The 18,603-nt window shown below is 69.4% G+C and carries 17 protein-coding genes and 1 tRNA gene; 14 read left to right on the top strand and 4 right to left on the bottom strand.

Annotated features, from left to right (window positions below):
* Nucleotides 1-534 precede the first annotated feature (534 nt).
* Nucleotides 535-1,278, top strand: coding sequence for a universal stress protein (locus AC4D2F_RS02155; protein WP_490909329.1), 744 nt, complete (start codon nt 535-537; stop codon nt 1,276-1,278).
* A gap of 468 nt (nt 1,279-1,746) precedes the next feature.
* A complete protein-coding gene (locus tag AC4D2F_RS02160) occupies nt 1,747-2,073 on the top strand; it encodes a hypothetical protein (RefSeq protein ID WP_490909330.1) in 327 nt (108 codons plus the stop codon).
* A gap of 113 nt (nt 2,074-2,186) precedes the next feature.
* Here the strand turns inward: AC4D2F_RS02160 and AC4D2F_RS02165 are convergent, their stop codons facing one another.
* Both AC4D2F_RS02165 and AC4D2F_RS02170 read right to left on the bottom strand, forming a co-directional pair.
* On the bottom strand, nt 2,187-4,316 hold the full coding sequence (locus AC4D2F_RS02165; RefSeq protein WP_490909331.1) for an acyl-CoA dehydrogenase family protein: 2,130 nt from the start codon (nt 4,314-4,316) through the stop codon (nt 2,187-2,189).
* Nucleotides 4,313-5,104: a TetR/AcrR family transcriptional regulator gene (locus AC4D2F_RS02170; RefSeq protein WP_490909332.1), complete on the bottom strand. Its 792-nt coding sequence runs from the start codon at nt 5,102-5,104 to the stop codon at nt 4,313-4,315. The genes AC4D2F_RS02165 and AC4D2F_RS02170 overlap by 4 nt, the downstream gene beginning before the upstream one ends.
* 64 nt (nt 5,105-5,168) lie before the next feature.
* Between AC4D2F_RS02170 and AC4D2F_RS02175 the strand changes: the two genes are divergently transcribed.
* The 6 genes from AC4D2F_RS02175 to AC4D2F_RS02200 all read left to right on the top strand — a co-directional run bounded on the left by AC4D2F_RS02175 (nt 5,169) and on the right by AC4D2F_RS02200 (nt 12,017).
* A complete protein-coding gene (locus AC4D2F_RS02175) occupies nt 5,169-6,482 on the top strand; it encodes an acetyl-CoA C-acetyltransferase (RefSeq protein ID WP_490909333.1) in 1,314 nt (437 codons plus the stop codon).
* Between the two features lie 2 nt (nt 6,483-6,484).
* On the top strand, nt 6,485-7,861 hold the full coding sequence (locus AC4D2F_RS02180; protein ID WP_490909334.1) for a 3-oxoacyl-ACP reductase: 1,377 nt from the start codon (nt 6,485-6,487) through the stop codon (nt 7,859-7,861).
* Nucleotides 7,858-8,766, top strand: coding sequence for a MaoC/PaaZ C-terminal domain-containing protein (locus AC4D2F_RS02185; protein ID WP_490909335.1), 909 nt, complete (start codon nt 7,858-7,860; stop codon nt 8,764-8,766). Before AC4D2F_RS02180 ends, AC4D2F_RS02185 begins: the two co-directional genes overlap by 4 nt.
* 154 nt (nt 8,767-8,920) lie before the next feature.
* The gene (locus AC4D2F_RS02190) at nt 8,921-9,871 is read left to right on the top strand and encodes a trypsin-like serine peptidase (RefSeq protein WP_258069670.1); all 951 of its coding nucleotides are present in this window, start codon (nt 8,921-8,923) and stop codon (nt 9,869-9,871) included.
* 113 nt (nt 9,872-9,984) lie between these two features.
* Nucleotides 9,985-11,265 (top strand): kynureninase, encoded by a 1,281-nt coding sequence (locus AC4D2F_RS02195; RefSeq protein WP_490909336.1) that lies wholly within the window; start codon nt 9,985-9,987, stop codon nt 11,263-11,265.
* Between the two features lie 11 nt (nt 11,266-11,276).
* Complete coding sequence (locus AC4D2F_RS02200; RefSeq protein WP_490909337.1) at nt 11,277-12,017, top strand: M50 family metallopeptidase; 741 nt, start codon at nt 11,277-11,279, stop codon at nt 12,015-12,017.
* A gap of 2 nt (nt 12,018-12,019) precedes the next feature.
* On the opposite strand, the gene AC4D2F_RS02205 is transcribed toward AC4D2F_RS02200, so the two are convergent.
* On the bottom strand, nt 12,020-12,340 hold the full coding sequence (locus AC4D2F_RS02205) for a hypothetical protein (RefSeq protein WP_490909338.1): 321 nt from the start codon (nt 12,338-12,340) through the stop codon (nt 12,020-12,022).
* 258 nt (nt 12,341-12,598) lie between these two features.
* Between AC4D2F_RS02205 and AC4D2F_RS02210 the strand changes: the two genes are divergently transcribed.
* From AC4D2F_RS02210 to AC4D2F_RS02230, 5 genes are all read left to right on the top strand, one after another.
* Nucleotides 12,599-12,682 (top strand) — tRNA-Leu (locus AC4D2F_RS02210).
* Between the two features lie 168 nt (nt 12,683-12,850).
* Nucleotides 12,851-14,602 carry an alkaline phosphatase D family protein gene (locus AC4D2F_RS02215; RefSeq protein ID WP_490909339.1) on the top strand — a complete coding sequence of 584 codons (1,752 nt, stop codon included), beginning with the start codon at nt 12,851-12,853 and terminating at the stop codon, nt 14,600-14,602.
* A 350-nt stretch (nt 14,603-14,952) separates the two neighbouring features.
* Nucleotides 14,953-15,315 (top strand): cupin domain-containing protein, encoded by a 363-nt coding sequence (locus AC4D2F_RS02220; RefSeq protein WP_104166640.1) that lies wholly within the window; start codon nt 14,953-14,955, stop codon nt 15,313-15,315.
* Nucleotides 15,316-15,477: 162 nt separating this feature from the next.
* Nucleotides 15,478-16,779 (top strand): M20/M25/M40 family metallo-hydrolase, encoded by a 1,302-nt coding sequence (locus AC4D2F_RS02225; protein ID WP_104164971.1) that lies wholly within the window; start codon nt 15,478-15,480, stop codon nt 16,777-16,779.
* A 28-nt stretch (nt 16,780-16,807) separates the two neighbouring features.
* Nucleotides 16,808-17,983: an acyl-CoA dehydrogenase family protein gene (locus tag AC4D2F_RS02230; RefSeq protein ID WP_490909340.1), complete on the top strand. Its 1,176-nt coding sequence runs from the start codon at nt 16,808-16,810 to the stop codon at nt 17,981-17,983.
* A gap of 43 nt (nt 17,984-18,026) precedes the next feature.
* Here the strand turns inward: AC4D2F_RS02230 and AC4D2F_RS02235 are convergent, their stop codons facing one another.
* Nucleotides 18,027-18,260, bottom strand: coding sequence for a DUF5703 family protein (locus AC4D2F_RS02235; RefSeq protein ID WP_104120479.1), 234 nt, complete (start codon nt 18,258-18,260; stop codon nt 18,027-18,029).
* A gap of 40 nt (nt 18,261-18,300) precedes the next feature.
* Between AC4D2F_RS02235 and AC4D2F_RS02240 the strand changes: the two genes are divergently transcribed.
* Nucleotides 18,301-18,567 (top strand): hypothetical protein, encoded by a 267-nt coding sequence (locus AC4D2F_RS02240; protein ID WP_104164975.1) that lies wholly within the window; start codon nt 18,301-18,303, stop codon nt 18,565-18,567.
* The last annotated feature ends 36 nt before the right edge of the window (nt 18,568-18,603 follow it).

An 18,603-nucleotide genomic window follows, 5' to 3' on the forward strand; every position in this document is an offset into this window, starting at 1 on the left:
CGGATCAGGGACTAAAGGCCCTGACGAGGTTGGTTCTTCCCGGCAACAATCAATGGGTGACCTGCATCTGGCAAGGCAGTGATGAACGTCCAAGCCGCAGAGGGACCCAAGAGCACAGTGATGTGGGGGAGTTCCTTTCGTGGACACGTCAACGAGCAGGACACCACAAATGAAGGCTCAACACGGCAACACCAGCCGGCAGCGAGCAGGTAGCGCTCCGACGAATTCCGGACCCCTGTGCGTCGCATTCCTGCGCGACCTCGGACAGGTCCGGGTCCCGGTCCGGGTGCCTCTCCGGGGGCGAAACTCGGTGACGCCGCCTTGGCGTCGCGCCCGCGGTGGACACGCAGGGGTACCGGTTGTCGTCCAGGGCGAATTCGGTGGGTTCCCGTGCTGACAGCTTCGCGTGCCTCTGATCGAGTCCTGTCGCCCCCGATCGACCTGCCAGGAGTCCTGGTCGCGGTGCGCGCACCGTTGTTCGGCTATTGGTGTCTTCAGTGGGCTGCGTGCCGGGCACGGGAGTCGGGTGTTCCGGTGACCCTGATCCACAGTGTTGCCGCCGCCGATTCACTGCCTCGTGGAACCTGCGACGCTGATGCTGTCCGCGCGGGTAGCTCGCTGCTGCGACGTGAAGCGTCTCGCCTGTCGTCCGGATTTCCGGCACTGCAGGTAGACGTCGGCCTCTACCGTGGCAGCTTCGTCCAGGTGCTGGTCGGGCTGTCCGCGAGTGCGTCGCTGCTGGTGGTCGGCGCGGACCGGGTTGCTCTCGGCCCTGGTGGGGTTCAGGATCCGGTGGTGCTGGGGGTCGTGTCAGGGTCTCTTGCTCCTGTCCTGGTGGTGCCGGCCAGCCCGCGGGGGGTCGGCTCCCATCAGAGGACCGTCACGGGTCATGTGGTGGTCGGGGTCGATGGATCGGCGCAGTCCTCCGTGGCACTGATGTACGCGGCGGCCGAAGCCGACCGGCTTGGTGCGGCCCTGCGGGTCATCATGGCGCTGAAGTCGGGATCGGCGGAGTCCAGGACACTGATAAGCGGAGCTTCCGCATCTCTTTCGAAAGTGCAGACCGACTTTCCTCACCTTGCCGTGAGCTGGATCGTGGACGTGCTGCGCAGCCCTGTTCATGCCCTGATGCGGCACAGCCGCGACGCCGTGTTGCTGGTGGTCGGCCGCCATGGCGAGGGCGCCAGGGCCGGGGGGAAGCCGGGCTCGGTGACGCGCACCTTACTCCTGTGTCCGCCGTGCCCGACGCTCGTCGTACCCGCCACCGAGAGCCCCTGACTCCCGAGCAGCGACGGTCCGGTACCAGCGTTCGTATCTTGCGGCACGTGCAGGATGCTGCGAACCTCGCTGCCGCGATCCGTGATCGGCCCGCCCTTGTTGTCCACGCCGATCACTTCCTGAATCCTTCGCCCATCAGGTACGCGGAAGGTCGTCCTTCGCCGGAGGGTTTCCGGGCGGACACCTACGACTACGCGGCCCTGTGCGACCAGGGAGCAATCGCGACCCCGAGCATCGTTCGATGCGCCGCTATGTCAATGGTCAGCGCCTCTATTTCGAGGCCGTACGACCTCGGGAACGTGCCACGGTCATCGTGGACCACCGGGATTCCACCGCACCGGGGATCATTCCCTCGGACGCGGTCCCGGCTCTCCGGTGACAGGACATCGCATTCGAGAAGAACGATGATTGCACGATGACCGGTCACCAGGTTGCACTGATCCGCAGCGTCATCGGAGTTCTGGCCTTATGACAGCGGTCGCCGTGGCAATCGGTGGCCTGGAGGCGGCTCTGCTGGCGGCGTGGCATTTACTTTCCGCCCGGAAGAAGGGGAGGCCGCCTGGTCGCTCGAAGCAGTGGGTCGATGCAATGGCGGTGTCCCTCTGTCTGATGGCACTGCTCATCGCGGGGATCTGCCTTCACGCCGGGTCCGTCGCCAGGGTCGGCGGCCCGGCGATGTTGTTGGGGCTCCTCGGTTCCATTGCCTTTGTCGCCGTCGTGATCGTTTCCAGGAGCAGGGCACTCGCCTGCGTGCTGGACGGGGACGGCACCGTCTCCCGTGTCAGGTCAGGCTGATCCATGGATGCTGAGGACCTCCCGGTGAGGGCGGAGCCTGGAAGCTCCACCTCACCGGGAGGTCCTCGTGGGTCATCCGGCCCGACCGCTCGTGACCTCGGGCCGCCGTACCGTCAACCCGCGGCAGGCGTCGACGCTGTCTTCCGGGCCTTCTTCACCTTCTTCTCCCGGGCCTCGCGGGCCAGCAACGTCTTCTCATCGATCGGCGCGTCGCCGCTGGCCCGCCGACGCCGCATGTACTCGGCGGCCTCCTCCTGGCGTTCCTGCTCCGCGCCGCCGGCGATCGCCGAGCGCAGGTGCTCCTGGCCGTAGCCGAACGCCTGCACGAGGTCGAGGGCGTGCGGACGGATCTTCACCAGCAGGCGGTTGATGTAGCCGTCGAGGGTGCGGGCACGCTGCGCGGAGAGTCGCCCGTTCATGAGGAACCATGCCAGGTCCTTCTCGATCAGACACAGGCCGAACAGGTCGCGCAGGCGCGTGAGGACCTGTCGCGTGCCCGGGTCGGTGATCCTGTGGAGGCCGCGTGTGAATGCCTCCCACTGCAGCAGCTCCGCGTGGGCGTGAGCCACCTCGATGAGCTCGTTCTGGTGCTCGTTGAAGAGCGCGGCGGCCTTCTCCTGCGACATCCCCTTCGCGGCGCGCAGGGCGGCGGCGAGATCGACGACGCGGGACTGCACACGATCGGTCAGCAGCTCGCGCTGGGTGTCCTCGTCACGCAGGGCGATGGCCGACTTCTTGCCTGAGCCCGTATCCGCAAGGGTCTGGGCGACGCGGCGCAGGCCCGAGCGGTGCAGCGTCCTGCCGGCGGCCTGCGACACCGCATAGCGGGCCAGGACACCGAAATCCACGCCCGTGAACTCCTTGGCGTAGTCCGTCAGGAGTCGCTTGGCCACGAGCTGCAGCAGGACGTTGTTGTCTCCCTCGAAGGTCACGTACACATCGAGGTCCGCGCGCAGCGAAGTGAACCGGTTCTCTGCCAGGAAGCCCTGCCCGCCGGTCGCCTCTCGGCACTCCTGCAGGGTGTCGAGTGCCAGCCAGGTGCTCAGGGGCTTGAACGCGGCGGCGAGGGTCTCGAGGTCCTGGCGGTCCTCGTCGGTGTCGAGCTCACCGGAGAAGACACCGTCGAACTTCTCGAGGAGCTCCTCGTGCGCGAAGGATGCGGCGTAGGTCGCGGCAAGGCGAGGCAGGAGCCTGCGCTGGTGCCGCTGGTAATCCATCAGCACCTCTTCCTTGAGGTTCGAGGACGCGTTGAACTGGCGGCGCTGGGTCGAATAGGTGATCGCGGCGGTGAGGGCGAGCTTGCTCGCCGCGACCGCCGCGCCGTCGAGCGAGACGCGGCCCTGGACCAGGGTCCCGAGCATCGTGAAGAAGCGGCGTCCCGGAGATGCGATGGGCGAGGTGTACGTGCCGTCCTCGGCGACGTCGCCGTACCGGTTCAGCAGGTTGGTCCGGGGGATCCGGACGCCGGTGAAGTGCAGGCGGCCGTTGTCGATGCCGTTGAGGCCACCCTTGATGCCGTCATCCTCTCCGCCCACCCCGGGCTTGAAGGACCCGTCCTCGTTGCGCAGCTCCACATAGAAACCGTGCACGCCGTGGCTGACGCCGTTGGTGACCAGCTGGGCGAACACGACGGCGGCCCGGCCGTCGATGGCGCCGTTGCCGATGTAGTCCTTCCAGGCTGCGCGGAAGGGCGTGTCGATGACGAACTCCTCCGTGGAGGCATCGAAGGTGGCGGTGGTGGCGATGCTCGCGACGTCGCTGCCGTGGCCCGTCTCGGTCATGGCGAAGCAACCGGGGATCCGCATGTCCATGATGCCCGGGAGCCATGCCTCGTGGTGCTTCTCGGTACCGAGGTGCATGACGGCTGAGCCGAAGAGACCCCACTGCACGCCCGCCTTGATCTGCAGCGACGGATCCGCGACGACGAGCTCCTCGAAGCCCGCGACGTTTCCACCGTGGTCGTCGTTGCCGCCCAGGGCCTTGGGGAACGCGCGGTGGACGGCCTGCTGCTCCACGAGGTAGTGGAGCTGGTCGAAGCAGCGCAGCCGGTGATCGGTGTGGGTGAGGCCCTCGATCTTCTGGACCTCGGGGCGGCCTGCGAGGTCCCGTGCGGTGCGGCGGATGTGTGCCCACCGGCCGAGGAGCAGCTCCCCGAGCTCGGCGGTGTCCACGGTGGCCTGCTCGTCGTCCTTGATGTCAGCCGTGGCGGGGATCTGCTGCGGCCGGGTGATGGTCTGGGTCATGGCGTGTCCTTCGCGCGTTGGCGGGTTGGGGAATGGGGGGCCGCCGGTGGCACGAGTGCCTCGTACCGGCTGATGCCGTCGAAGAGCCAGCCGGTGACGTGCCGGGCCATCTGCTCCTCGGTCGGTTTGTCGGGGGTGTCGGGGGAGGAGAGCCAGTGCTCGCCGGCGGCCCGGACCATGCCGATCGCGGCGGCGGGCCAGTACTCCGGTGCGGCATCGTCGGGAGCCGAGGGTCGGTCCGGGGAGAGCAGGTAGCCACGCATGGGACGCGCGATCATGTCGGTGACCGCGGCGAGGAAGTGCGCGAGGGTGTCCTGGCCGTCGATCGCCGTGGAGGCGGTCGAGGAAGCTGGAGCGGACGTCGCCGACGGTTCGGCGACACCGACGCGCGTGACGAACGCATAGACGCTGGGCGAGGTCCGGGCCATCTGCAGGTAGGCGAGCACCATGGCGTAGAGGCCCTCCCGAGGGGTGGGCGCGGCCTTCGCAGCGTCGAGCACCTTCTGCTGCATCTGGCCGATGACCACTTCCGCCATGGCCCGCTGCAATCCGGTCTTGTCCCCGAAATAGCGGTAGTACACGGACTTCGAGGTCTCGGCCGCTGCGGCGATGTCCTCCATGGAAGCCCCGGGACCGAGCGCGTCGACGGCGCGCCTCGCGGCCTTGATCAGCTGCCGCCGCCGCTCGGCCCGGTGCCCCTCCCATCGGCTCGACCGGCCGTCCTGGACGGGGGCCGCGCGGCCGGCATTCTTCGCGGAGGCACCCTTGAGGGCTTGGGCAAGCTTCATGATACCCAGCGTATCAGGTACGCTAGGTATCGGTAATCCACCTTCTCGTACCAGGAGCACTCCCATGGCAGATCAGGCCGGGGCGCACACCGCCGCCCTCCCACCGCGCACGGCAGTCGTCATCGGCGGCAACCGCATCCCCTTCGCCCGTTCCGGCGGCGCCTACGCCTACTCGTCCAACAAGGACATGCTCATCGCCGCGCTGGACGGCCTCGTGGCGCGCTTCGGCCTGCAGGGCGAGCGCATCGGGGAGGTCGCGGCCGGTGCCGTCCTCAAGCACTCGCGGGACTTCAACCTCACGCGGGAGGCCGTCCTCGGTTCGGCGTTGTCCCCGGAGACGCCTGCCTACGACCTGCAGCAGGCCTGTGCCACGGGCCTCGAGACCGTCGTCGGCCTCTCGAACAAGATCAGGCTCGGCCAGATCGACTCCGGCATCGCCGGCGGCGTCGACTCCGCCTCCGACGCCCCGATCGCCGTCAGCGAGGGTCTCCGCCGCGTGCTGCTCGACCTCTCCCGCGCCAAGACGACGCAGCAGAAGATCAAGGCACTCGCCACGCTCCGTCCGAAGGACCTCTCGCCCAACGCACCGACCACGGGTGAGCCCCGGACGGGCCTGTCCATGGGGGAGCACCAGGCCCTGACCACCGCGGCCTGGGAGATCACGCGCGAAGCGCAGGACGAACTCGCGTACCGCAGCCACCACAACCTCGCCGCCGCCTACGACCGCGGGTTCTTCTCCGACCTCATGACGCCGTACCGGGGCCTGACGAAGGACGCCAACCTCCGGGCGGACACCTCGCTGGAGAAGCTGGCCACCCTGAAGCCCGTCTTCGGCAAGGGCCTCGACACCCCGGCCACCATGACCGCCGGCAACTCCACCCCGCTCACGGACGGCGCCGCCGTCGTCCTGCTCGGCAGCGAGGACTACGCGCGGGCCAACAACCTCCCGATGCTCGCGACCATCGTCGACGCAGAGGCGGCGGCAGTGGACTTCGTCACCGGCGAGGAGGGCCTGCTGATGGCCCCCGTGCACGCGATGCCCCGTCTGTTGCAGCGCAACGGATTCACCTTCGACGACTTCGATTTCTTCGAGATCCACGAAGCCTTCGCCGGGACGGTCCTCAGTTCCCTCGCGGCATGGGAGGACCCGGACTACTGCAAGCGCGTCCTCGGTCTCGACGGCGCCCTCGGCAGCATCGACCGCTCGAAGGTCAACGTCAATGGGTCCTCCCTCGCCGCAGGCCACCCGTTCGCGGCCACGGGCGGGCGCATCGTCGCCTCGCTCGCCAAGACCCTCTCCGAGAAGGGCGGCCGCGGCCTCATCTCCGTCTGCGCTGCCGGCGGCCAAGGCGTCGTCGCGATCCTCGAGGCGAGGTAGGCATGACCGACAACTACCTGAACCTCGTGAACAGCCCCCTGCCCGGCAAGATCGCCAAAGCCCTCGGCCTGCCGCGTCCCTCCGTCCTGCGCCGCTACACCCCAGGGGAGTCCATCGCGTCGAAGCCGGTGCTCGTCACCGGATCGGGTGCCGGGGCCGAGGCGCTCGCCGACGTCCTGCTGAGCTGGGACGTCGAAGTACGGCGCCACGTCCTGCCGGGCGAGAAGCTCAGTGCCGCCGTCGTCGTGCTGGACCGGGCGGCCTCGCCCGCGGATCTCGCGGCACCCCTGCTCGAGCTCGGGCAGGCGCTCAAGGTGCTGGTGCCGGGCGGTCGCGTGGTGGCGGTCTTCCGCTCCTCCGCGGACACCACGGACCCCGCAGTGGCGGCGGCACGGCAGGGCATCGACGGCGCCATCCGGTCCGTCGCCCACGAACTGCGCGGTGGAGCCACGGCCAACGGCATCATCCTGCGCGGGGACGCGACGACGACGGATGCCACCACGCTCGGCGCCCTCCGGTTCTTCCTGTCCGGCAGGAGTGCTTACGTCGACGGCCAGTTCCTCGAGGTATCGGGGACGCCGGCCGAGAGCCTCGCCGGACTCGCGGCCGCCACGACGGCGGTGGGGGAGGGCGTGCCCGACCGACCGCTGGCGGGCAAGACCGCCGTGGTCACGGGAGCGGCCCGCGGCATCGGCGCGAAGATCGCCGAGATCCTCGCCCGGGACGGAGCCCGCGTGGTCGCGGTCGACGTCCCGGCGGCGGGCGAGCAGCTCGCGCAGGTCGCGAACCGGGTGGGCGGGACGGCCCTGCAGCTCGACATCACCGACCCCGACGCGGCGGCACGGATCCTCGAGCACGTCGGGGGGCGCTACGGCACCCTCGACGTCGTGGTGCACAACGCCGGCATCACGAGGGACAAGCTGCTGGCCAACATGGATGCCTCCCGGTGGGACTCGGTCATCGCCGTCAACATCGCCTCCCAGCTGCGCATGAACGAGCAGTTCCTCGCTTCATCGGTCTTCTCCACGACAGGGCGGATCATCAGCCTCGCCTCGACGAGCGGGATCGCCGGCAACCGCGGGCAGAGCAACTACGCGGCGTCGAAGGCCGGCGTGATCGGCATGGTCCGGGCGCAGGCCGCCTCCTTCGACGGCGCCGGCCGGACCGTCAACGCCGTCGCCCCCGGCTTCATCGAGACGGACATGACGGCGAAGATCCCGCCCCTCACCCGCCAGGTGGCCCGCCGGCTGAGCAGCCTGCAGCAGGGCGGTCTTCCCGTGGACGTGGCCGAGGCGATCGCCTTCCTGGCCTCCGACGCCGCGGCGGGCATCAACGGGCAGGTCCTCCGGGTGTGCGGGCAGAACCTCGTGGGCGCATGAGCGGGACACCCCGCGAGGAGGTGATGCTGCTCGGTGTGCCGGCCCTGCCCGGGCTCTACCGCCAGGCCCTCGGGCTGGCCGCTCGGCGGAGGATGCTCCGGGCGGCCGTCCCGCCCGCCGTCCCCGCCGTGCAGCACCGCGCGGACGGCGTCCGGGTGGACCTCGGTGCGCTCACCCGGTTCCAGCAGCTGCTCGGGTCCGCAGCGCGGGACACTGTGCCGTCCGCCTACGTCCACACGCTCGCGTTCCCCGTGGCCATGAGCGTCCTCGCGCGACCCGACTTCCCGCTGCCCCTGCTCGGCATGGTTCACCTCAGCAACGAGGTGCACCAGGAGCGCCCGATCGACGCTGCCGAGACGTTGAACGTCGTGGCCTGGGCGGAGCACCTGCGCCCGCACGCGGCCGGCACGCAGGTCGACGTCGTCATCGAGGTGCGTATGGGAGCCGAGCTCGTGTGGACCGGGCGGTCGGTCTACCTGGCGCGCGGTGTCCGGCTCGACAGTGCAGGCTCGGACGGGCGCCGTGACGAGGACAGGCCGTCCTTCACCGCGCCCACGCCCACGGGTGTCTGGCGGCTCGGCGCCGACACGGGCCGGCGGTACGCCGCGGTCTCGGGCGACTGGAATCCCATCCACCTCAGCGCGCTGACCGCGAAGGCGCTCGGGATGACGACGGCGATCGCGCACGGCATGTACCTCGCCGCCCGCATGGTGGACCAGGCCGTCCCCGCGCCGTCCGGAGCCCTGCAGTGGCGCATCGATTTCGCCACGCCGGTGCTCCTGCCCGGGAGTGTGACGACGTCGTTCACGCGGGCCGGTGACGAGTCCGGGCGCCGGACGGACGTGGTCGGGTGGTCCGCGAAGCGCCGCCGCCCCCACTTCACAGGCTGGGTGCGCGCGGAATAGTTCCATGCCGGCCGGGCCCTGTCCAGACACACCGTGATTTTCGGGGGCAATCCGTGGAAAATCCGTCGTTCGACTGGGCAGGCGCCCGCTCGTCGGGGCAGACTCCGACTACCAGCCCCCGACGGCTGCCCCACTGTATGGAAAGAGGAGTCCCGTGAACTCTCGAGGTCTCAAAGCAGGGCTGATCGCAGCCTCGGCCCTGATGGCATCAGCGCTGATGACAGCCGGTCCCGTCCAGGCAGCACCCTCCACCGACGCCGCCACCGTGTCCCACACGCAGAACGAAGGCCAGGCCGCCCTTGACGCCTACTGGACGGCGGACAGGATGGAGAGCGCCAAACCCGCCAACACGATCAACTCCGGATGGGCCGCCGAGGGCCGCTCGGTCATGCCGAAGGCAGGACAGCAGTCGGTGGCGAAGGCACCCAAGGAACCCCTCGTTGAGGCGCGTGCCACCGCGCAGTCGCCGGTCCCGCGCATCGGGAAGGTGTTCTTCACCCAGGGCGGACAGAACTACGTCTGCTCCGGCAACGCGGTCCAGAGCGGGAACCAGAGCGTCGTCGCCACCGCAGGACACTGTACGCACGATCTCTCGACCGGATGGGTCACGAACTTCGTCTTCGTCCCCGGTTACAACAACGGCGCCGCGCCCTACGGCAAGTTCACCGCGCGGTCACTGCACCCGACCAGCGAGTGGGTGGCCCGCAACGACATCAGCTATGACGCCGCCTTCGCCGTCATGAACACGCTCAACGGCAGGACGCTCTCCGCGACCGTCGGTGCATCGAGCATCGGTTTCAACATGGCGCGCGGCCTCACCTACAGTGCCTACGGCTACCCCGCGGCGACCCCGTTCAGCGGCGAGCGCCTCCTCAGCTGCTACGGGAAGGCCTCGGCGGACCGCATCGGCGGCACCCAGTCCCAGGGCATCCCCTGCAACATGACCGGTGGTTCCTCCGGCGGCCCGTGGTTCATCGGCTCCGGCTCCACCGGGACCCAGAACTCGGTCAACAGCTTCGGCTACAGCACCCAGAGCAACGTGATGTACGGCCCGTACTTCGGCAGCTCCATCCAGTCCGCCTATTCCACGGCGGCCAGCCGGTAGTCCAGCCGGTCAGCCAGGAGGAGTGCACGGGTGGTTCCCTCACGGGGGACCGCCCGTGCCTCGTCCGGCCCCGCCCCGCCGCCCTCGTCCCTGCCGCCCCTAGACTTAGGCGCATGACCGGCTTCGACCTCTTCACCCGCGCGGCGGAGCTCGACGCCGCTGACCCCCTCGGCAGGCACCGGACCTTGTTCCTCGGCACCGACGACCACACCGTGCTCTCGTACCTCGACGGCAATTCCCTGGGGCGTCCCCTCGCCGCGACCGCGGACGGCCTGGTGTCGTTCGTCCGGGACCAGTGGGGCGGTCGCCTGATCCGCGGCTGGGACGAGGGGTGGCTCGGGCTGGCGGAACGGATCGGCGACCAGCTGGGCCGGGTGGCGCTCGGGGCGGCCGCGGGCCAATGCGTCGTGGCCGATTCGACGAGCGTGATCCTCTACAAGCTCGCCCGGGCGTCGGTGGCCGCCCGCCCCGGGCGGACGGAGATCGTCATCGACCGCGACAACTTCCCGACGGACCGGTTCATCGTCGAGGGGATCGCCCGCGAGCGCGGCCTGACCCTCCGCTGGATCGACGTCGCGTACGACGGCGGTGCGACGCCCGCGGATGTCGCCGCCGCCGTCGGCCCCCGGACGGCGCTCGTGCTGCTCAGCCACGTCGCGTACCGCTCCGGGTTCATCGCCGACGTGCCCGCCATCACGAGGATCGCCCACGACGCCGGCGCCCTCGTCCTGTGGGACCTCAGCCACTCGGTCGGGTCCGTTCCGGCGGACCTCGATGCCTGGGATGTCGACTTCGCGGCGGGCTGCAGCTACAAGTACCTCAACGGTGGGCCCGGAGCGCCGGCGTGGGCGTATGTCGCGAAGCGGCACCTGCCGACCCTCGACCAGCCCATCCTCGGCTGGCTGGGCAGCGCGGACCCGTTCGCCATGGGCTCCGCCTACCAGCCCGCCGACGGCGTCCGGCGCCTGGTCTCGGGCACGCCCCCGATTCTCGGGATGCTCCCGATGCGCGACATGCTCGCCCTGATCGAGGACGTCGGCATGCCGGCCGTCCGGGCCAAGTCGGAGGACCTGACCGCCTTCGCCGTCGATGCCGTCGACGCCGTGCTGGCCCCGTACGGCGTTCTCCTCGCCTCGCCGCGTGCCGCGCAGACCCGCGGCGGCCACATCACCATCGACCACCCCGATTTCGCCGGGATGGTGCCGGAGCTGTGGCGGGACGGCGTCATCCCCGACTACCGCAATCCGAACGGGATCCGGCTCGGCCTCTCGCCCCTGTCGACGTCGTTCCACGAGGTCGCCGTCGCCGTCGCGGCCATCGCCGCGCGCCTGGAGCAGGCGGCCCAGGGGTCCGACGCCGAGCGACTGGACCCGGCGGCACGCGGGGCCGGGTAGGGGGAACGGCAGTGGAGACCCTGCCGGGGCAGCTCTGGGAGCGGATCACCGACGGCTTCCTCAGGGTGGCTCCTCCCGCGATCGGCGCCGTCGGACTCGTCGCGATCGTGCTGGTGGCCGTGGCCCTCTCGGTGCCCCGTCGCTCGTGGCGGGTCTTCGGGCTCTTCGTCACGGTGGTCCATGAGCTGGGCCACGCGACCGCCGCCCTGCTGACCCTGCAGCGCGTCACGGGGATCACGCTCCGCCTCGACCACTCGGGAACCACGACGAGCCTCGGCCGTCGGGGCTGGCGGGCGGCCTTCATGACCTTCTGGGGCTATCCGGTGCCCGCCGTCGTCGGCTCCCTGCTCCTCTGGGGTACCGCGCACGGCTGGGCGCCGGCGGCGCTGTCGATCAGTGCGGTGGTCCTCGTGGCGGCGCTGGCCCTGATCCGGAACGGGCAGGGGGTGCTCATTCTCGGCGGCAGCGCTGCCGTGTCGCTCGGCCTCGTCTGGTTCGGGGGAGCGGCGGCCGCCGGCTACGCCTGCCTGGTGCTCGGCGTCGCGCTGCTGGTCGGCGCGTGCCGCGACTGGGTGAGGGTGGTGCGGGTCCACCGACGACGGCGGGACCTCGTCTCCTCGGACGCCCACCTGCTCCGCGTGGCGACCCGTATCCCGTCGCCGGTGTGGCTCGGCATGTTCGCGCTCGTCATCGGCGCAGCCGTGGCCCTGTCCTTCACGCCGCTCGCGCTGATCGCCGGGGCGTCGTCCTGACCTCAGCCGTCGCCGCGGCGGAGGTGCCCTGAACTGTAAGGGGCTCCCTGCTGCCGGCAGAGATCGTCGTAGAGCTCGTTGACGGCCTGCGAGATGCAGTCCCGCTCGTGTGCCGGGAGCTCGATCAGGCCGTGCAGATAGGCGGTGACCTCGTACTCGTCCACGCCTCCGCCCATGCTGAAGTAGTGCTCCCACAGGTCGCCGATCGAGATGTTCGCGCGTTCCATGGCGTCGCTGGTCAGGGCGTGCTGCTCCCGGTCGCGTTTCTCGTGCGGCTCCGTGTCGTGGTCCCGGTCGGAATCGGCGTGGTCTTCGTGGTCCATGTGGTTCCTTCCTTCCACTCCTGGCGCTGCGGGCACCGGTCAGTCCTCGTTCCAGCATAGGCGTGGGGCGACGGCGGCGGGCGGGGTGCGGCTGATGTTGCCCTTTCCCCGGCAGTACGTATGGCTGCCGTCGTCGACCGGATCCATGGGGGATACGGTGGTCGCCCCCCCTAGCGCCCGCCGATTCAACAACCCGGGTGAAGTCGTGTTAGAGTATTTCTCGTTGCTTTCGCCGGTTTCTACGGTGAAAAACCACCCGCGCGGGTGGCGGAATGGCAGACGCGCTAGCTTGAGGTGCTAGTCCTCTTATTGAGGGTGGGGGTTCAAGTCCCCCTCCGCGCACAAAGAAAACCCCGGTTCGCCGGGGTTTTTTTGTGCCCTCGACCTTGTGGAGGCGGATCCGACCACGCGAGTGCCGCCTTCGGCCATCCGTGGGCCTGCGGTTCGCATGGTGATCTGCAAGGCAAGCTCTTCTGTATCAACCTGCGTGCCGAAGGGTAGAACATACGTATGACACCAAATCCTCTGGTCCTCGGCCCCATACTGCGGTACGTCGACGAAACCTCGGCCAGTGTCTGGGTGGAGGTCGGTGCCGCGGGTCGCGTCGTCGTCCGGGCCGCCCGGCGATCCTGGGAAGCACGCACCTTCGCGGTCCACGGGCACCATTACGCGCTCGTCGAGGTGGACGGACTCGAGCCGGGAAGCGTCACCGCCTACACGGTGGAGATCGACGGACACCAGGCCTGGCCGGACCCCGGATCCGTTCCCGAATTCCCGCCGTCGAGCATCGCGACACGCACCCCGGGGAAGCCGCTGCGACTGGCCTTCGGGTCCTGCCGCACGAGCGTCCCCCACACCAAGGAGGGCAATCGGACCCACGGCATCGACGCCATGCGTGCGTACGCGCTCCACCGGACGAAGGACGACAGTTCACCGCGGCCGGACCTGATGCTCTTCCTCGGCGACCAGGTGTACGCCGATTCCACCAGTGAGGAGATGCAGCAGTTCATCCGCGGGCGGAGGGACATCGAGGAGGAGCCCGGCGCCGAGCTGAAGGACTACGAGGAGTACGCCCACCTGTACAACCTGGCCTGGTCCGACAGTGCCAACCGCTGGTTGCTGTCCACCCTTCCCAGTGCCATGATCTTCGACGACCACGACATCCGTGATGACTGGAACGCCTCCACCTCCTGGAAGCAGGAAATGGAGGCCACCTCCTGGTGGCAGGACCGGATCGTCGCGGGCCTGGCGTCGTACTGGGTGTACCAGCACCTCGGCAACCTGTCACCGGACGGGCGTGCCGAGGACCGCATCTGGCAACGGATCGTCAACCATCACGACGCCGCCGAGCTCGACCTGAGCGAGGAGCTCGACGCCTTCGCCGACCGGGCGGACAAGGACCCGGCCAGCTACCGCTGGAGCTACTGCCGCGACTTCGATGACACGCGCCTGATCGTGGTCGACTCCCGCGTATCCCGCGTGCTGACACCCGATGCGCGCTCCCTGCTCAGCGAGGAGGAGACGGCGTGGCTGGATCACAGGATGGTGGGCGGATTCCGGCACCTGCTGGTGGGAACCTCGCTGCCGTTCCTCCTGCCGCTGGGGCTGCATCACATCGAGTCGTGGGACGAGGCCCTCGCTCAGGGTGCGTGGGGCGCGCTGGGCGCACGGCTGGGCGAGAAACTGCGGCAGGGCATGGATCTCGAACACTGGGCCGCCTTCCAGAACAGCTTCCGCGCCGTGGCCCTCATGGCGACGGACGTGGCGGACGGCAACCGGGGCCCGGCACCGGAGACGGTGACCTTCCTGTCGGGAGACGTCCACTTCTCGTACGTCGCGGAGGTGGACAGGACGTCGGGCAGCCGTATCCTCCAGGTGGTCTGCTCCCCGATCCGTAATCCGCTGCCGCGGCTCCTGCGCTCCTCCACGGCCATCCTGTCCTACGCCGTGGCGGCACCTCTCGGGGCACTCGTGGCGCGCTCCGTGAAAGTTCCCGATCCACCGTTCCGCTGGCGGAACATCAGGGGACCGTGGTTCGACAACAACCTCGCGTCGCTCGAGGACACCGCGGACGGGCTCACGCTGTCGTGGCAGTCGGGCACGGTGGACGGTGACGACCATCTCCACCCCCGGCTCAAGGAGGTCGCCGCCATGACAGTGCCGCGGCGTGGGTCCGGAAACGTGCCGGGAGGGGAAGCTGTGCCCGAGGCAGCGCTCTCGACGTCCAGGAACACTCGGGCACGGAGAGGACGGCGGAAGTAGGGATCATGCGCCTCCCCGTGCTGCCGCCGGAACGGCGCGGAACTCGAGATCGGGTCCGATGTGCTCTTGACCCCTCGGGACGGCAGGTTCATTCTGGTCCCACAAAACAGGCAGAACCAGCTGGATGTCCCCGCCCGAAGCCGTGTGCAGGGGCATCGCCTGAGCTGCGCAGACGTCACCGGAGGGTGAGACTGAGCTGCGCAGACGTCACCGGAGGGTGAAACGACATCGCCGCCTTCTCGGAATGGATGCACATTCTCCCCACGGTGCACGGACCGGACGAGCGGCCCCGGAGCAGCCGCCGGCGCTTCACCACAACGAACGATCACTACGACCCACAGGAGGTCACGATGCCTGGTTTGATTCGGAAGAGCCTTGATGCGCCCGAGGAGACGCGTCCGTTCGAGGGCGACTCGGGCCAGCTCCAACTCGTCGATTCGGAACGGGGCCCGGTGGGCCGCGCCACGTTCCATCCCGGCTGGCACTGGTCCGAGCACGTCAAACCGATCGCGAAGACCGACAGCTGCCAGGCCGCCCACGTGGGCTACTTCGTGTCCGGCCGGATGAGGGTCGTCATGAACGACGGAGAGGAGATGGAGTACGGGCCGGGTGACTTCGCCGCCATGGCCCCCGGGCATGACGCCTGGGTGGTGGGAGACACACCGTGTGTCTTCATCGACTGGCAGGGGTTCGCCGACTACGCCAAACCCTGAATCCGGGAACGCAGTACGCCCCGAAGACACGTGCCCTGCACCAGTCAGGCCCTGGTCGGACAGATCCGGCCGGGGCCTTCTCGTGTCTGCAGGCAGGTCGGCCGGACCCGGGGGGCGGGCGCTCGGTAGGCTGGAGTCGCAACCGCTACCGAGGAGGACCACGTGGGCATCACACCCGAAGATGAAGTCGTCAGGATCTGCCAGGAACTGATCCGCATCGATACCTCGAACTTCGGGGACAACGCGGGCCCGGGGGAGCGGAAGGCCGCCGAGTACACCGCCGGACTCATCGAGGAGGTGGGACTCCCGACCCAGCTGTTCGAGGCCGCTCCAGGCCGCACCTCCGTTCTCGCCCGCATGGAGGGCACGGACTCCTCCCTGCCCGCGCTCGTGGTGCACGGCCACCTCGACGTGGTCCCCGCGCAGAAGGAGGACTGGGCGGTCGACCCCTTCGGCGGCGAGGAGAAGGACGGTCTGATCTGGGGCCGCGGCGCGGTGGACATGAAGGACATGGACGCCATGATCCTGTCCGTCCTGCGGTCCATGCAGCGCGACGGCATCAAGCCCAAGCGGGACCTCATCTTCGGGTTCTTCGCCGACGAGGAAGCCGGCGGGGCCTACGGTGCGTCCTGGCTCGTGGACAACAAGCCGGAGGTCTTCGAGGGCGCCGCGGAGGCCATCTCGGAGGTGGGCGGGTTCTCCGCGACGATCGGCGGCCAGCGGACGTATCTCCTGCAGACGGCGGAGAAGGGCATCTCCTGGCTGCGCCTGGTGGCCCACGGCCGCGCCGGTCACGGTTCCCAGATCAACACCGACAACGCCGTCACCGCCCTGGCGCGGGCCGTCACGCGCATCGGCGACCACGCCTGGCCCATCGAGCTGACGCCCACCACACGCCAGTTCCTCGACGGCGTCACCGAGCTGACCGGCGTCGAATTCGACCCCGACAACCCGGACGTGCTCCTCAGGGAGCTCGGCACCGTGGCGCGTTTCGTCGGGGCGACTCTGCAGAACACCGCCAACCCGACGGTGCTCAAGAGCGGCTACAAGCACAACGTGATCCCCGGGACCGCCGAGGCGCTGATCGATGTGCGCACGCTGCCCGGCCAGCAGGACCAGGTGCTGGAGATCATCCGCGGGCTCGCGGGCGACGGCGTCGAAGTGAGCTACGAGCACAAGGACACCTCGCTCGAGGTGCCGTTCGCCGGCAACCTCGTGGACTCGATGATCGACGCCCTGCACGCGGAGGACCCCGGCGCGAAGGTCCTCCCGTACACGCTCTCGGGCGGCACGGACAACAAGTCGCTGAGCCGCCTCGGCATCACCGGCTACGGCTTCGCGCCCCTGCAGCTGCCCGACGAGCTCGATTTCACGGGCATGTTCCACGGCGTGGACGAGCGCGTGCCCACCGACTCGCTGCGCTTCGGTGCGAAGGTGCTGGCCCGTCTGCTCACCACCTACTGAGCAGGATCCGACCACCCCGGGAGGCGCCATGACCACCACGACGACGGCTCACGGAGTCGGGCAGCTCCTGCCGGAGGATCTGCTCGAGCGGTTCCGGGGACGCGCCGCCGGCTACGACGCCGCGAACACCTTCTTCACCGAGGACTTCGAGGAGCTGACCGCGCTCGGGTACCTGCGCCTCCTGACGGATACACCGCCGGGCGACGCGGGCGGGATGGCGCTGGCCGCCGCAGCCCAGCGGCGGCTCGCCGCGGCCGCCCCCGCCACGGCACTTGGCATCAACATGCATCTGGTCTGGACGGCCGTCGCCGGCCTCCTCGCGGACCGCGGCGACTCCTCGCTGCGGTTCGTCCTCGACGACGCCGCGGGAGGAGAGGTCTTCGCGTTCGGCGTCTCGGAGCCGGGCAACGACGCCGTCCTGTTCGACTCGCTGACACGGGTGGAACGCCTGGCGGACGGCGGGTACAGCTTCACCGGCACGAAGGTCTTTACGAGCCTCTCACCCGTGTGGACCCGCCTCGGGATCTTCGGGAAGCTCGAGGGCGGGAACCGCGGGGACGACACGATCCTCCACGCCTTCGTCCCCCGCGGCACCCCGGGGGTGGAGACCCTCGAGGACTGGAATCCGCTGGGGATGCGCGCCACGCAGTCCAACACGACCCGCCTGGCCGGAGTGAGGGTCCCCCCGGACGCGGTCTTCCGCACCCTGCCGGTGGGGCCGAATGCGGACCCGCTGGTCTTCGGGATCTTCGCGGCGTTCGAGACGCTCGTCGCGTCCGTCTACCTCGGGATCGCGGACCGCGCCCTCGAGCTCACGGTGGACGCCATGACGCGCCGCCGGAGCCACGTGGGGGACCGCGCACTGTCCGACGACCCTGTGCTGCGGAACCTGCTGGCCGGGCCCGCCATGCGGCGGACCGGCGCGGAGGCGGAACTCCGGCAGGTCACGCGGGATCTGGACGCACGGGCGGGCGAAACGGCGCAGTGGTTCGCGCGCCTCGTGACGCTCAAGACGCATGCGGTGGAGGCTGCGGTGGACGCCACCACGGCAGCGCTCCACGTGGGCGGGGGGTCGGGGTTCTCGGCGTCGTCGGAGACTGCCCGCCTCCACCGCGACGCGCTGGCCGGGCAGTTCCATCCGTCGACGGAGGAGTCCGCGCGGGCCACGGTGGCGACCGCGCTGCTGGGTCCGCCGTCGGGCTGACGGGCCCACCCACCTGCTCGGGACCTCCTCGAAGCAGGGGGGTTCAGGCGGTGCGTTCGACGCGGAGCACTTTCCGCCGCAGCCAGTACCGTCGGCCGCCCCCCATGTAGATGCAGCTGCGCTCGAGTTCCCACTTGCCGTACTCGGCGTGCTCGGCGACGAGTTTGCGCGCGGCCGGCAGCGGTTCCCCGGCGTTCACCGTGAGGACCAGGTACTCGTACTGGCGGCCGTAATCGCGCTCCCGGACGGCTGTGGCGTTCAGAAAATGTTCTCGCATATCCCTCCAATTCGGTCCACTTTACCGATAACGTCTAGCCATGAGCATAGATCCGCGTGTCGCGCTCCAGTCCCTCGTGACAGCCCTCGAGGAGCACCTTGCGGCCTCGGCATCACGACGGCGCGAGGACGACCCGGCCGTCGAGGCGGCCTACGTGGGGATCGCCGATGCGTTCGAGGTCTACGAGGAGGCCCTCTACGACGCCTTCGGGGAGGTCACCCCCCTCGAGATCTACGAGGAGGCGGACGACGAGGACGACGACGCCGAGTATGCGCCGGACCTCGTGGAAGCCGAAGTGGAGAACTGACTCCTCAGAGCTGACCCCTGAGGCCCGACCCCTGAG

It is taken from the genome of Arthrobacter sp. TJ-263 (assembly GCF_058269155.1).